Source organism: Arthrobacter crystallopoietes BAB-32 (assembly GCF_000328305.2).
Lineage (GTDB): Bacteria > Actinomycetota > Actinomycetes > Actinomycetales > Micrococcaceae > Crystallibacter > Crystallibacter crystallopoietes_A.
Genome location: NZ_ANPE02000080.1, coordinates 1 through 13,825, shown reverse-complemented (window position 1 = coordinate 13,825; position 13,825 = coordinate 1). Strand labels below are relative to the sequence as shown.

The following is a 13,825-nucleotide window of genomic DNA, read 5'->3' as shown; positions in this document are numbered from 1 at the left end:
TCATACAGCAGTTCGACGCGACTGTCTCTAATCCCGCAGAAGCCGGCGATGCCAACGTTCAGGTGGTGCTCGATCATTATGTCGTAGCTCCTCTTGGTGAAGAACTCGCTGGTCTCGCCCGCTAGGCCTATCCATCGAACTTTTGGAATACTGGCTTTTCGTCCACCGCCATAGAAAAGACCGTAATTCCAGACGCGGTCCAAGTAGCCCTTCATGATTGCGGGAAAAGAGAACCACCAGATCGGGAACACGAAAACAACAGCGTTCGCCGACTTTGTTCGTGTCGCGTGCCGGATGACTTCCTGCGAGTACTGTTTGTCGGGATTCTCCCAATCGGGTTCGTCAGCCTCGCAAAGTAATGAACCAAACTCGCTCCGATAGAGGTCCAATAAGTCAACTTGGGCGCCACCCTGGCGCAACTCCTCAGCAATTGCGTCGACCACGGCTGCCGTCAACGAGTTGGTTCTTGGATGGGCCCAGATCACTTGGACTCGATGTATCAACAGATTCCCCTTGAGCTTGTTGTGCTCGTTCTACACGGAGCGCAGCGCATGCAACATGCGGCATCCAAGTCAGGACGCGCACCAGTGAAAGTCCTCAACCGCTGAAGCGCACCAGAGACTTCCGCAGGGCATACGGATCCTTATCGAGCAATCGATGATCCTAGTGTTTCGGGAGCTCCTTCTGCAGTGAAACGCCTTCTCCCCGGTTCAGCGGAGGCGGAAGATGGTGTCCTGCCATTCCTTGTGGGCGGTGCGATCGCGGCCGAGCATGACGTGCTTGATGTTGGTGTATTCCTCGAAGGAGTAGGCGGACATGTCCTTGCCGAAGCCGGAGGCCTTGTAGCCGCCGTGGGGCATTTCGGAGACGATCGGGATGTGCTCGTTGATCCAGACGCAGCCGGCTTGGAGTTCGGCGCTGGCTCGGAGGGAGCGGTCGAGATCGCGGGTCCAGGCGGAGGCCGCGAGCCCGTAGGCGGTGTCGTTGGCGAGTGCGATTGCTTCGTCGTCGCTGTCGAAAGGCAGCACGGTGAGGACGGGGCCGAACACCTCTTCCTGGACAATTTCGGATTCCTGCGCGGCGCCTACGACAAGTGTTGGCCGGTAGTACGCCCCGCCGGCCAGGCTGCCGCCAGGAGCGCTGCCGCCGGCTAGGATACGGGCACCGGCAGCGCGAGCACGCTCGACGAAGCCTGCCACCCGGTCCCGGTGAACGTGCGTAATCAGCGAGCCGAGGTCGGTGTTCGTGTCGCAGGGGTCCCCGACGATGACCTGATCCATTAGTTCGGCGACACGTGCGGTGAAGGCGTCGAACAGCGGCCGCTGGACGTAGGCGCGGGTGGCCGCCGTGCAGTCCTGGCCACCGTTGATGATCGCACCGGCCACCGCACCGTGCGCGGCGGCTTCCAGATCGGCGTCGTCAAAAACCAGGAACGGGGCCTTGCCGCCCAGCTCCAGGTGCACCCGCTTGGCGGACCGGGAGGCCAGTTCCATAATCCGCCGGCCGACCACGGTAGAACCGGTGAAGGAGGTCATCGCGACGTCCGGGTGGGCCACCAGGGCCTCGCCGACCTCCGGGCCGGTGCCCGTGACGATGTTGACCACGCCGTCGGGGATGCCGGCGTCACGGGCGGCCGCGGCGAAGAGCAGACTGGTCCCCGGCGTCAGCTCGGAGGGTTTGAGCACGATGGTGTTGCCGGCGGCGATGGCGGGCAGGATCTTCCAGGCGGCCATTTGCAGCGGATAGTTCCAGGGCGCGATGGAGCCGACCACACCGATCGCTTCCCGCCGGACCATCGACGTGCCGCCGGCACCATATTCGCCCGCGGCGAGCCCCTGCAGCTGCCGGGCAGCTCCTGCGAAGAACGCGGTGTTGTCGATGCTTCCGGGCACATCGAACCCGCTCGCGAGACGTATCGACTTGCCGGTTTCCGCGGTCTCGACCTCCGCGAGCTGGTCAGCCCGACGTTCCAGCTCCGCGGCCAGTTTCAGCAGGCCCGTCGAGCGTTCCACCGGAGCCAGGCGCGACCATGCGCTGAATGCCCGCTTGGCCGCGGCCACGGCCTCGCCGACGTCCTCCGCTGTCGCGTACCGGATGGTCCCGGCCACCTCGCCGGTGGCGGGGTTGATCTGCTTGGCCTCCTCGCCGCGACCTTCGCGGTATTTGCCGTCAATGAACTGGTGCATGATTTTGCCTCGCCTTTCGACCTGTCTATAGGTCCCAGTACTTGAAGGAATGGGAGTCCATGCCCACGGGGTTGGGGCCATAAATGGCCACCATCTTGGCGTAGGTCGGTGCCCAGTAGCGTCCGACGCGACCGGCCTTGACTCGTGCTGCGTCACCGGGGTGCAGCACGACTGTTTTGCCGTCCGCTTGGATGTGGAGTTCGCCCGAGATCACGAGGTTGGTCTCGTCATGCGGGTGGAAGTCTTCCCAGGCGCAGGATTCCAGCTCCCACTCGGACAGGGCGAAGTTGTTCCATCCCTGGGGGTGGTTGGGGATGATGAAACGGCCTCTGTTATTGGGCCAGTCGGGACGCATGGTTTCCAGTCGCCGGGCGGGCCAGTACTCGACTGCGGGAGCTTCAGGTGATGGTGATGGACTGGCGCTGGTGGCGCTCATGAGTTTGTCCTTTCTGCTGTCATGACTTTGCTGGCACGCTGGATGGTGGGTACGGCGGGGTGAGGCGACACTTACAGGAGCTGTTCCGCTTGGGTCAGGGTGTGGCGCAGAATTTGCTCGATCTCGTCGAACTCTTCCTGGCCGGCGATTAGGGGTGGGGACAGCTGGATGACGGGGTCGCCGCGGTCGTCCGCGCGGCAGTACAACCCGTTCTCGAAGAGCTGCTTGGAGAGGAAGCCTTTGAGGATGCGTCGGCTTTCTTCAGCGCTGAAGGTCTCTTTGCTGGTCTTGTCTTTGACCAGTTCTATACCGTAGAAGTAGCCGTCCCCGCGCACGTCGCCTACGAGGGCGAGGTCGTGCAGCTTTTCCAGAGTTCGCCGGAAGGCTATCTCGTTAGATAGGACGTGATCGTTGAGCTTTTCCCGTTCGAAGATGTCCAAGTTTGCGAGGGCGGCCGCCGCGGCGACCGGGTGACCGCCGAAGGTGTATCCGTGCTTGAAGGTGTTCCGGCCGCTGGCGAAGGGTTCGAACAGTTTGTCGGAAGCGATCATTGCTCCCATCGGTGCATAACCGCTTGTCATACCCTTGGCGCACGTGATGATGTCGGGCTGGTACCCGAACTTGTCGGCTCCGAAGTAGGCGCCCAGCCGGCCGAAGGCGCAGATGACTTCGTCGCTGACCAGGAGTACGTCGTAGGTGTCGCAGATTTCGCGAACGCGTTGGAAGTAGCCGGGCGGCGGCGGGAAGCAGCCGCCGGAGTTTTGGACAGGTTCCAGGAACACTGCGGCAACCGTTTCGGGGCCTTCTGCTTGAATCGCGAGTTCAATCTGGTCGGCGGCCCACTGGCCGAAGGCTTCCGGGTCGTCCTGGTGGAGCGGCGCCCGGTAGAAGTTGGTGTTGACGGCTTTGTGGGCCGAAGGAACGAGGGGCTCGAAGTCCTGCTTGAGTTCCGGCACTCCAGTGATGGAGAGGGCACCTTGTGTTGTTCCGTGGTATGCGGTCATGCGTGAGATGACCTTGTGCTTGAGCGGTCTGCCGGTGAGTTTGAAGTACTGTTTCGCCAGTTTCCACGCTGATTCAACTGCCTCGCTGCCGCTGTTGGTGAAGAAGACCTTGTTGAGGCCCCCGGGTGCGAGGCCGGCCAGTCGTTCAGCAAGTTCTGCTGCCGGTCGGTTGGCGTACGACCAGACCGGAAAGAATGCCAGCTCTGAGGCCTGGCGGGACATGGCACCTGCCAGTTCCTCGCGTCCGTGCCCGGCCTGTACGACGAACAGCCCTGCCAGCCCGTCGAGGTACTTCTTCCCGGCGTCGTCGTAAATGTATGCGCCTTGGCCGCGCACGATCAGGGGCAGTTCATCGGCGGTTTGCGGGTGGGCGGCGAAGTGCATCCATAAGTGTTCGCGGGCCGCTTCTTTTTCGCGTGTGGCGGACCGGTTGAGTGTCAGTTCGGTCATTATCTGCTCCATGACTTGCGCCGGGATAACCGGCACCAGGATTTACATGTGATTGCTGGACTCGTATCGGGGCCGGCCGTGACAGGATGCCTTGCATAGCGCATCTGGGTCGTGAACGGGCAGCCCCGCGGGCACGCTGTTAGGTTCTGTGGCGGTTGGCCCCGAGAAGGCCAACCGCCACAGGCGGCTCAGCTGTTGATGTTGGCCATGACATGCTTGACCCGGGTATAGTCTTCGAGCCCATACATGGAGAGGTCCTTGCCGTATCCGGAGTGTTTGAACCCGCCGTGGGGCATCTCGGCGACAAGCGGGATGTGGGTGTTGATCCAGACGGTGCCGAAATCGAGTTCGCGGCTCATGCGCATGGCCAGGCCGAAGTCCCTGGTCCACACGGACGACGCCAGCGCGTAGGGGACACCGTTCGCCAGTTCCAGTGCCTGCGCTTCGTCGGTGAATTTCTGCACTGTGATGACCGGTCCGAAGACCTCATTCTGCACGATCTCGTCGTCCTGCCGCAGATTGGAAACGACCGTTGGGGCGTAGTGGAAGCCCCGGTCGCCCAAGCGGCAGCCACCGGTATTGATCACGGCGTGGGCAGGCAGGCGATCAATAAATCCCGACACGCGCTCAAACTGCCGGCTGTTATTGAGCGGCGGCAGCAGCGCGTCCTCGTCATCGAGGCCCCGGTCGTACGCGGTGACAACGGCCTCGGCCTGCCGGGTCAAAGCTTCAACAAACCGGTCGTGCACGCCTGGAGCTGCCAGTACCCGAGTGGATGCTGTGCAGTCCTGGCCGGCGTTGAAGTAGCCCCCGATGGCTATTGCCTCCGCCGCTGCTTCCACATCGGCATCATCGAAGATGATCACGGGGGCCTTGCCCCCGAGTTCAAGGTGGACCCGCTTCAGATCGGGTGCGGCCGAGGCTGCAACGTCCATGCCTGCTCCCACCGAGCCGGTGAGGGAGACCATGTCGGCCTGGGGGTGACTGACGACCTTCCGGCCTGTTCCGCCATCACCGCACACGACGTTGAGGACACCCTCCGGCAGGAATTCGGCGGCCAGTTCGGCCAGCAGCAGGGTCGATTCCGGCGTGGTTTCACTGGGCTTCAGCACTATCGTGTTGCCGCCTGCCAATGCGGGGGCGATCTTCCACACGGCCATCATCATCGGGTAGTTCCACGGGGCGATCTGGCCCACGACTCCGACCGGTTCCCGGCGGATCCAGGAGGTGTGGTCCTCCATGTACTCGCCGGCCGATTTTCCTTCCAGCACGCGCGCTGCGCCGCCGAAGAAGCGCAGGTGGTCGACCATGCCAGTGATTTCCTCGGACTTGACCAGCGCGAGCGGTTTACCTGTGTTCTGCGACTCCAGGGCTATCAGTTCGTCCTGGCGGGCTTCCACGGCGTCGGCAAGTCTGAGCAGCGCGAGCTGCCGTTCAGCCGGTGTCGTGCGCTTCCAGGCTGTGAAAGCTGTGGAGGCTGCCTGGTAGGCCGCGTCCACATCCTTGTCCCCGGAGACGGGAGCTACGGCGAAGACTTCTCCGCTGAACGGGTCGATGAGGTCCTGGGTGTGTCCGTCAATGCTGTCTACGTATTGGCCGTTGATGAAGTTGCGGATGGTGCGCTTGCCTGTCACTTGTTTTCTCCTTTGTCAGACGTGAGCGGGACTTGGATCGGAAGATTCGTTGCGGGCGCGGTGACCCGTATCTTTGTGCGGACGCGGTCGACCAACAGCGCGAGGATGAGTAGGGCGCCGAGCAGTATGTCCTGCACATACCCCTGGACCCGGATGAGGTCCATGCCGTTGTTGAGCAGCACGATGAACAGTGCGCCCATAAAGGCCCCGGATACGCGGCCTTCGCCGCCGGCCAGCGCGATGCCGCCGATGACCGCGGCAATGATGGACTCCATCGGATACTGGACGCCGATGTTGGCTTCACCGGTGGAGACCCGGGCGGTGATCATGACGCCGACCAGAGCGGCCAGGAAACTGCCCATCACCATGACCGCAATGAGGGTCCGGTTAACGTTGACGCCTGCCTGATAGGCGGCTTTTTCGTTGCCGCCGACGGCGTAGGCCTGCCGCCCGAGGCGGGTCCAGTTCAACAGGACATAGGCTCCGACGAACACCAGGATCAGCATGAAGGTCGGGAACGGGATGCCCATGACGAGGGAAGTGCCGAAGTTCCGGGAGAATTCGACGGGCAGGCCGGTAACCGGAACGCCCCCTGCAAAGAGCAGCGCCACGCCTGTGGCTGCGAAGCCGGTGCCTAGGGTCACCATGAATGAGCTCACCTTGAACACTGCGATCAGGACGGCGTTGATGATGCCGACGATGAGTCCAATAAGCAGGGCGGCCAGGCAGCCGAGGAGGATGGCCAGTGCCGGGTTCTCCTGGGGTGCCGAGACCATGACGGTCGCACAGGTGATTGATGACAGCGCGACGGTGCCGCCGTTGGACAGGTCGTAGTTTCTGGTGATCAGGTAGAGCATTTGGGCGATGGCAATGATGCCGAGGAAGCTGACCTGCCGTGCCACGTTGATGATGTTCGTTTGGGAGATGAAGCGTGGTTCAACCACAGCGAAGGTAATAATGAGGACTATCAGCAGCAGCGGCAGGATTCCGTAGGCTATGAACTGTTGCCGCACGAGGTTGCCGATATTGAATGGCGGGGAACTCGGGGCCAGCGCAGGGGCGGGGCCCCGGGCTGCCCGGGTCGCGGTCTTTGTTTGCATCAGTTGGCCGGCTCCTTGTCGTATTGGGTGAAAAACACCGGGAGGATGGTTGCCTCGTTCAGGTCACTGCCCGAGAACTCGCCGGCTATCCGGCCTTCCGCGACTACGTAGGCGCGGTGTACCAGGTTGACGACTTCAGGCAGGTCCGAGGAGATCAGCAGGACTGCCGCTCCGGATTCTGCTAGTTCCTGGATTGCCTGGTAAATCTCTGCCCTGGCTCCCACGTCGACGCCGGTCGTCGGTTCATCGAAGATGTGGATGTCATAAGGACGGGTGAATCCCCTGCCCAGGACAATTTTCTGCTGGTTGCCACCAGAGAAGCTGGTGGGCAGGGCGTCCGGGTTGCCGGGGCGCAGGGACAGACGCCGCAGCACTGCTTCGGCTTCAAGCTTTTCGCGGCGTCGGTTGATGAAGCCTGATCTGGCCCATTTGTCCAGGGCGGACAGCGAGACGTTCTCCCGGGCGGATCGCGAGAAGATCAGACCGTCATGCTTCCGGTCAGCAGGGTAGTAGATGACACCTTGGCGCAGCCGTTCTGCCGGTGACCCTGATCGTGCATCCTGACCGTTGATGTGGATCCCGCCGGACAGGGTTCGGGACAGGCCGAAGCATAAGCGGCCGATTTCGGCTTTGCCGGAGCCGATCAGTCCGGTCAGTCCGACCACTTCACCTTTGCGCACGCACAGGTCGACGCCGTGCACTCCCTTGCCGTGCACCTGGTGAAGTTCAAGGGCCGTGCTTCCGGGCCGGTGCGGGATCTCGGGAAATAGTGCTCCGACCTGCCTGCCGGTCATGAGAGTGACCAGGTCATCGTCGGTGACGTGCTCCAGCGGGCAAGTGCGGATCAAAGTTCCGTCCCGCAGCACGGAGATGCGTTCGCCGATTCTGCGGATCTCGCTCATGCGATGGGTGATATAGATAATTGCGATTCCTTCCCGGCGCAGGGTTTCGACTACCGTGAAGAGTTGGTTGGTCTCCTCATCCGTTAGCGAGGCCGTCGGCTCATCAAGAATGAGAACCTTCGCCTCTCCCTGCAGTGAGCGGGCGATTTCGACGATCTGCTGTTCGGCCCTGCTGAGATCACGGGCATGAGCAGCAGGATCGATGTTCGACCCGATGCGCTGCAGGGCCTGTGCTGCGGCGGCCTGTCTGGCACGCTTGTCGACCAGTCCCAACGACATCGGTTCACGGCCGAGGGTTAGGTTCTCCGCCACGGTCAGCTGTGGCACCAGGGCCGGTTCCTGGAACACGGCCGCAATGCCAAGCTGGCGGGCATGCCGGGGACTTGTGGGTTGGATGGCCTGACCCTGCAGGATGACTGTGCCTCCATCCGGCCGGTGAATCCCTGCCAGGACGCCAATCAAGGTCGATTTCCCGGCCCCGTTCTCACCGAAAAGCACGTGTACTTCTCCCGGCAGGAAATCGATCGTGACGTCCTGCAGGGCTGGAAATCCTTGAAACCGTTTGGTCAGAGCGGTTACGGAGATGGTGGCGCCGGGAGCTTGGACAGGATGATCGGTCATGACGGCATTCATCGGTGCACCCAATCAGTTGACCGAGAAAACGGGCTGAAAGCCCTTGGACGGCAGATTCAGCTCGCGGATCAGCTGATCGAGGTTGTCCCACTTCTCGCCGGCAGCCGGACCGCAGATTACGCTTGCTGGAGTGCCGATATGCGCCCCGCCCAGGAGCGGTTCTCCTGCCAAGGTCCTGACGCCCATGTCCAGAGCCACTTTCGCAAGGACCAGGTCGTTGCCGGCACTTGAACATGTCGCGCCGCCGGATTCGAGAAGGCTTGCAACCTCTGGCGTGAAGTAGTACGAGGCGGTGTTGATGTCATCCTGCAGACCGCGCTCGGTCAGAGGCCCGGTGGCGGCGTCAACCGTCGTGGCGCTGCCGAGGATGTAGTTCATGTCTGGATACGCCTCGAGCGCGTTCTCGACCAGGTCGAGCTGGGCGTCCTTCCCGGTATCACCGTATTGAACGCCCAGGAGCTCAACGTTTGACCCGGAGGTCTGTTCCTTGAAGCAGGACATCAGCTGCTCCAGGGAACCCACACCTGCCGGCCCGGGGAACCACACGGCCTTCACCGGTTCCCCGACTTCCTTCAGGTGTTTCCCGAGGTTGCCGCCCAGTGTGCAGTAATCGAAGAGCGCGCGCCCCGCCACATTGGTGGTCGTCGCACCGTTGATCATGTCGATAACCGGGACGCCTTGTGCTGCAATCTCGTCAATCTTGCTGTTCAGGGCTTCATTGCTGACGGCACCAATCAGCATGGCGTCGGCTCCGCCGGCTACGCAGTTGGACAACTGGTCGACCTGCTTACTGATCTCCGTATAACCGCCTGCTTCAAACACCTGGAGGGACGCTCCGGACCTCTCGGCCTCGGTCACCAGGGCTTCGTTGATGCCGAGCCAATATGGATCCTTGACATGCGGCAGCAGCGCGCACAGGGACATGCCCTCTCCGCTGCCCGCCGGCAACGGGGTGTACACGCCCGGTGTCCGCTCACCATCGCAACCTGGTGTGTCGCAATTGATGACCTCGATGGGCACAGCCCAATCGCTCGCTGTGGCAGCAGTGGTCAACGTTTCGAAGGTGTTCTTAGCAGTGTCCGCGAAGACTCCGGAAGCTTCCGTGGGAGCGGCCGCCGGGGCGGGGCGCTCGGCCACAGCCGCCGATTCTGCTTGGGTGCATCCAGCCAGTGCAACCATCAGGGTGGAGACGCCAAGGGCCAGAAGTGGTTTGGGTGCGCGCTTCAGTGAAGTGAACATTCGAAAGTCCTATGAGAGAAGGAAAAGAAGTGGAAGATTTCAGATCTCGGTGTACTTGAAGGCATCCGATTCCAGGCCGTCGGGATTAGGTCCATAAACGGCGATCATCCGCGCGTATATCGGTGCCCAATAGCGGCCGACTCGTCCCGCGTTGACCCGCGCCGCATCCCCAGGACCAAGTACAACTGTTTGCCCACCGCACTCGATATGAAGCTCGCCGGCGACCACGAAGTTGGTCTCACTGTGCGGGTGGAAGTCCTCCCATGCAGCAGCCGACAGCTCCCATTCGGACAGGGCGAACCCGTCCCACCGGTCCAACGAATCCGGGCATATCAGCCGAGTCCCCATACGGCTCCACTCCGGCTTCATGTTTTTCAAAGGCTGCGCTGCCCAAAAATCAATGGCATCAGCATGACTGGCCACGCTGCCAGCTGCCGCATTCTGTGTTTGCATCCTTAACTCGCTTTCAACCGCGAAGGGTGATGTGATGTCTGTCACGAACGAGTGATACTCTTACATGGACAGATGTCCCAGTCAATAGTCTGAGATAATCGTCCTACTTCGTTACGAAGTCGACAGTTATGTTTTCTGAAGGGGAGGATCGAGTCCTTGAGAGTGCCTGCTAAGGAACGAAAAGAACAGCTGATCACTGCCACCGTAGGCCTCATGCAGCGGGAGGGTGTCCAAGCCATCACCTTGAGGGACATCGCCAAAGAGGCGGAGGCATCCTTATCGAGCGTTCACTACTGTTTCAGCGATAAAGATGAACTCATGGCCGCGGCCGCGGAACACTGGCTCCAACGCATGAGCCGTTTCTCTACCGACGTGCCGACCAATCTGGGGCTACGAAAAGCCTTTGAGCATGTAGCAGAAGGCTACTGGGGGTCACTGGAAGAGGCGCCCGAAGAAATCCTGGCGCAGGTCGAGCTGGTCGCCTGGGCTACCCGCAATGCCCCCGCCAACCCACTCGCGGCAAAAATCTATCCCGCCTACGAATTGGAACTTGGAAAGCTGTTCGCGGTTGCCGCCGAGGAGAGCAATGAGCAGTGCCGCATGGAATTTGGGGCGTTGGCCCGGGCTTTCATAGCAATTTTCGATGGAGCGGCTCTGCAGTACATGACCGACCCCGGGGCAGCCGACCACCGCTCCCAGTTCTTCATGATGATCGATGCCCTGTTGACCAAAGCGGGCGTCTAAGTCCCCTCGTAAGCCCGACGGGACTGAAATCTGACGTAGGCGCCGTAACGGCGTTCGGCTCCAAGGACCTTGTGAACGTGGAGGGGAGGATTGGGGAAAGCGTGTGCCGGAGCGGAACCCTAGTCAGCCTGGCAGGAAGATCCGGTGGAGTTGTTCGTGCAACACTGAACGCATGCAACCAGACCGTGGTCCGATGTTCGCTGGCGTCAACGTAGGCAGGCCCGCTGCCGGTGCGCTCATTGATGCCGGCTACTCCTCCATTTCTGACCTGCCCGAGGATTTGGAGGAGCTCAAGGAACTTCACGGCGTCGGTCCGAAGGCCATCCGGCTGCTGAGGACAGTTCGGGAGCAAGGAAGCTAAGAGCGCCGGCTCCAAAAGCGGTTCTGCGGGTTAGCGGGTCAGCTCGTTGATCACCCGTCCCAGTTGTTCCACGCCCGGGCGGATGGCGGCCAGGTCGATCGCGGCGAAGCCAAGCCTGAAGCACTGGCGGTTCTGTTCCGGCCGGGAGAAGAACACGTCGCCCCGCTCGATCACGACTCCAGCGGCCAGGGCTCGTTCGGCGAGGACGACGCAGTCCAGTTCTTCCGGTCCGCGCAGCCAGACGCTCACTCCCCCGGGCGGCGCCTCGACGGGCCAGGGCAGTACCTCGCCGAGCGCTTCGGTCAGGGTGGCCCATTTGCGCTGCAGCTGGGTCCGCCGGCGGCGCACTGTGCGGCGGTACTGGCCGGATTCGATCAGCAGCGCCATCGAGCGCTGGAGGTGGCCGCTGATATGCCGCAGGCGGTAGCGGCGCTGGTTGCGCAGTTCGGCCACGAGCTCGGCATCCGCCACCAGGTAGCCCAGCCGCAGCCCCGGAGCCAGGAACTTCGTGAACGAGCCGAGGTAGATGACGCGCCCGCTATTGGGCAAGGCTTTGAGCGCGGGGGTGGGTTTACCGCGATACCGGAATTCGGCGTCGTAATCATCCTCGATGACCAGCGCATCCGCCGCCCGCGCCTCGGCCAGGATCTGCTGGCGCCGTTCGCCGGATAGCGTGACGTTGGTCGGGCTGTGGTGGCTCGGCGTCAGGTAAAGCAGCCCGATTCCGGCCAGCGGCGGCGGGACCAGGCCGGCGGCATCCACGGGCAGCGGACAGAGCGCGGCGCCGGCGCGGACGAAGGTGTGCCGCGCGTCCACGTAGCCCGGGTCCTCCACGCCGACGACGGTGCCGGGCTCCATGATCGTGTGGGCGAGCAGGTCCAGGCCCTGCTGGGAGCCGGAGGTGATGAGCACGTTTTCCGGCCGGGCCTCGATGCCGCGGGCGGGCAGGACCTGCTGGCACAGCATCTGGACCAGCAGCGGATCATCCTCATCGACGCCATCGCGCAGGCTGAAATGCAGATGCGGCGGATCCAGCGCATCGCGCAGGGCCTTGGCCCAGCCCAGCCGCGGAAAGTCCTTCTCGTCGACCTGCCCGGCGACGAACGGGTACGGGTAGGAGGCCCAGTCCCTGACCTTCGTGATCTCGGGCATGTCTGCGTCCAGCCTGCGGCCCATGTGGCGGGACCAATCGACCGGCTGCTCCTGGGAGGGATGGCCTTCGTTCGCCGGGCGGAGGCCGCGGAGCATCCGAAGATTGACGAAGAAGCCGCGGCGGGCGTGCGACTCGATGACGCCTTCAGCCTGCAGCTCCTCCAGGGCGGCATTGACGGTGTTGCGGGAGAGGCCCAGCTCGCGTGCCAGTTCCCGGGACGAGGGCAGCGGCAGGTTCGGGTTCAGGCCGCCGGTGAAGATCTGGTGCTCGAGTGCCTGGCGCAGCTGGCGGTACAGCGGCTCGCTGCTCCCCGGGCTGACGGAGACCAGCGTGCGTACGGACCTGGCGGCGTCCGCTTCCCTCCCGCCCTGCGGTCCGGTTCCGCCGCTAACCATCGACGGGCTGGCCGGGCTGCGCATCGAGCTTGGCGTGGTCCCTCGGCACCACGACCATCGGGACCGGCAGCGCCCGCAGCATCTTGTTGGCGGTGGTGCCCAGGAAGATCCGGCTGCGCGCGGCGAGCCGGCTGGAGCCGATGAGCACGATTTCGCTGTCATCCCAGTCCAGCCGCTCGATGGCTTCCTCGATCGAATGGCCGCCGGCGACGGCGGACGTGACCAGCGTGCGCTGGGCTACTCCGGCAAGGGCCCGGTCCAGCGCGAGCTTGGCGTGGCCCTGCGCCCACTTCTCGATCTCCCGGCTGTCCTGCCGGCGGTGGCCGGCGTCAAGCGTAACCAGCGAGATCAGCCGGAGCGGCACGTGCCGCAGCGCAGCTGCTTCGACGGCGACATCCAGCAGCGTTTCGGCGCCGGGACGGGTGCCCAGGGCGCAGGTCATCCGGGTCAGGTAGCGCGGCGGCCGGTAGCCCGATGGAGCCAGCGCGACCGGAACATGCGAGGCGTGCAGCAGCGCATTCGCCACGGTCCCGACCGTGAAGCGCTTGAACAGGCCCTTGCTCGACGCGCCGACGACGATCAGGCTGGCGCCCAGCTCATCGGCCGCCTGGATCAGTCCTTCCGCGAAGGAATCCGCAAAGCGCAGGTGTTTCTCCGCCGCCACGTCCTGCGGCACCAGCGCCAGCGCCTTGTCCAGCCAGACGCCCGCGTTGCCCGCGAGGTACTGCTGGTAGGCACGTTCCGAAGCGGACGAGGCGGCCTCGGGAGCGGGCCCGGTGAGCACATGCACCAGATCGAGCTGCGCTTCCGGGGTCTGCGCCAAGGCGAGGGCCAGCGCGATGGCCTCCCGGCCGCGTTCGTCCCCGGTCACGCCGACGATATAGCGCATAGCTCCCTTGCCTCCTGTCAGCTGTGGTGCGGCCCACAGCGGCTCAACATCTGAGGCCCATGTCTACCAGCTTGGCCCGTCCTTGCAAACACGGGCACCGGCAGATGACCTGGTCAGTCGGTCGGCGAGTGCTGGGTGAGGAACGAGTAGACCTCTGTTTCGTCCACGCCGGGAAAGGCGCCCTGCGGCATCGCTGCCAGCAGGTGGGTCTGCGCGCGGGCGCTCGGCCAGGCCCGGCCGGCCCAG

Annotated in this window: 13 protein-coding genes; 2 read left to right on the top strand and 11 right to left on the bottom strand. The window is 63.2% G+C overall.

Features of this window, described 5'->3' with window-relative positions:
- From D477_RS05295 to D477_RS05255, 9 genes are all read right to left on the bottom strand, one after another.
- The coding region (locus tag D477_RS05295) for an NAD(P)H oxidoreductase (RefSeq protein WP_052510693.1) at positions 1 to 443 on the bottom strand (443 nt) is incomplete at its 3' end.
- A gap of 267 nt (positions 444 to 710) precedes the next feature.
- On the bottom strand, positions 711 to 2,186 hold the full coding sequence (locus tag D477_RS05290) for a gamma-aminobutyraldehyde dehydrogenase (RefSeq protein WP_005267872.1): 1,476 nt from the start codon (positions 2,184 to 2,186) through the stop codon (positions 711 to 713).
- Positions 2,187 to 2,211: 25 nt separating this feature from the next.
- Complete coding sequence (locus D477_RS05285; protein WP_237740713.1) at positions 2,212 to 2,622, bottom strand: cupin domain-containing protein; 411 nt, start codon at positions 2,620 to 2,622, stop codon at positions 2,212 to 2,214.
- Between the two features lie 71 nt (positions 2,623 to 2,693).
- Complete coding sequence (locus tag D477_RS05280; protein ID WP_005267870.1) at positions 2,694 to 4,076, bottom strand: aspartate aminotransferase family protein; 1,383 nt, start codon at positions 4,074 to 4,076, stop codon at positions 2,694 to 2,696.
- A gap of 188 nt (positions 4,077 to 4,264) precedes the next feature.
- On the bottom strand, positions 4,265 to 5,710 hold the full coding sequence (locus D477_RS05275; RefSeq protein WP_005267869.1) for a gamma-aminobutyraldehyde dehydrogenase: 1,446 nt from the start codon (positions 5,708 to 5,710) through the stop codon (positions 4,265 to 4,267).
- The gene (locus tag D477_RS05270; RefSeq protein WP_005267868.1) at positions 5,707 to 6,810 is read right to left on the bottom strand and encodes an ABC transporter permease; all 1,104 of its coding nucleotides are present in this window, start codon (positions 6,808 to 6,810) and stop codon (positions 5,707 to 5,709) included. The genes D477_RS05275 and D477_RS05270 overlap by 4 nt, the downstream gene beginning before the upstream one ends.
- Entirely contained in the window at positions 6,810 to 8,333 is a 1,524-nt protein-coding gene (locus D477_RS05265) for a sugar ABC transporter ATP-binding protein (RefSeq protein ID WP_043845749.1), read from the bottom strand. The genes D477_RS05270 and D477_RS05265 overlap by 1 nt, the downstream gene beginning before the upstream one ends.
- Before the next feature lie 24 nt (positions 8,334 to 8,357).
- On the bottom strand, positions 8,358 to 9,365 hold the full coding sequence (torT, locus tag D477_RS05260; protein WP_190273526.1) for a TMAO reductase system periplasmic protein TorT: 1,008 nt from the start codon (positions 9,363 to 9,365) through the stop codon (positions 8,358 to 8,360).
- A gap of 258 nt (positions 9,366 to 9,623) precedes the next feature.
- The gene (locus tag D477_RS05255) at positions 9,624 to 10,082 is read right to left on the bottom strand and encodes a cupin domain-containing protein (protein WP_237740712.1); all 459 of its coding nucleotides are present in this window, start codon (positions 10,080 to 10,082) and stop codon (positions 9,624 to 9,626) included.
- 117 nt (positions 10,083 to 10,199) lie between these two features.
- On the opposite strand from D477_RS05255, the gene D477_RS05250 reads away from it, so the two are divergent.
- Together D477_RS05250 and D477_RS05245 are read left to right on the top strand one after the other, a co-directional pair.
- Positions 10,200 to 10,781 (top strand): TetR/AcrR family transcriptional regulator, encoded by a 582-nt coding sequence (locus tag D477_RS05250; protein ID WP_237740711.1) that lies wholly within the window; start codon positions 10,200 to 10,202, stop codon positions 10,779 to 10,781.
- A 172-nt stretch (positions 10,782 to 10,953) separates the two neighbouring features.
- Positions 10,954 to 11,142, top strand: a complete 189-nt coding sequence (locus D477_RS05245; protein WP_043845747.1) for a helix-hairpin-helix domain-containing protein — start codon at positions 10,954 to 10,956, stop codon at positions 11,140 to 11,142.
- Between the two features lie 30 nt (positions 11,143 to 11,172).
- Here the strand turns inward: D477_RS05245 and pdxR are convergent, their stop codons facing one another.
- Together pdxR and D477_RS05235 are read right to left on the bottom strand one after the other, a co-directional pair.
- On the bottom strand, positions 11,173 to 12,714 hold the full coding sequence (pdxR, locus tag D477_RS05240; RefSeq protein ID WP_005267862.1) for a MocR-like pyridoxine biosynthesis transcription factor PdxR: 1,542 nt from the start codon (positions 12,712 to 12,714) through the stop codon (positions 11,173 to 11,175).
- On the bottom strand, positions 12,683 to 13,579 hold the full coding sequence (locus tag D477_RS05235) for a universal stress protein (RefSeq protein WP_005267861.1): 897 nt from the start codon (positions 13,577 to 13,579) through the stop codon (positions 12,683 to 12,685). The genes pdxR and D477_RS05235 overlap by 32 nt, the downstream gene beginning before the upstream one ends.
- Between the last annotated feature and the right edge of the window lie 246 nt (positions 13,580 to 13,825).

Coding starts and splice junctions, on each gene's coding strand:
- D477_RS05290 (WP_005267872.1), bottom strand. CDS start 2,186: ATGCACCAGTTCATTGACGGCAAATACCGCGAAGGTCGCGGCGAGGAG.
- D477_RS05285 (WP_237740713.1), bottom strand. CDS start 2,622: ATGAGCGCCACCAGCGCCAGTCCATCACCATCACCTGAAGCTCCCGCA.
- D477_RS05280 (WP_005267870.1), bottom strand. CDS start 4,076: ATGACCGAACTGACACTCAACCGGTCCGCCACACGCGAAAAAGAAGCG.
- D477_RS05270 (WP_005267868.1), bottom strand. CDS start 6,810: ATGCAAACAAAGACCGCGACCCGGGCAGCCCGGGGCCCCGCCCCTGCG.
- D477_RS05265 (WP_043845749.1), bottom strand. CDS start 8,333: ATGACCGATCATCCTGTCCAAGCTCCCGGCGCCACCATCTCCGTAACC.
- D477_RS05245 (WP_043845747.1), top strand. CDS start 10,954: ATGCAACCAGACCGTGGTCCGATGTTCGCTGGCGTCAACGTAGGCAGG.
- pdxR (WP_005267862.1), bottom strand. CDS start 12,714: ATGCGCAGCCCGGCCAGCCCGTCGATGGTTAGCGGCGGAACCGGACCG.
- D477_RS05235 (WP_005267861.1), bottom strand. CDS start 13,579: ATGCGCTATATCGTCGGCGTGACCGGGGACGAACGCGGCCGGGAGGCC.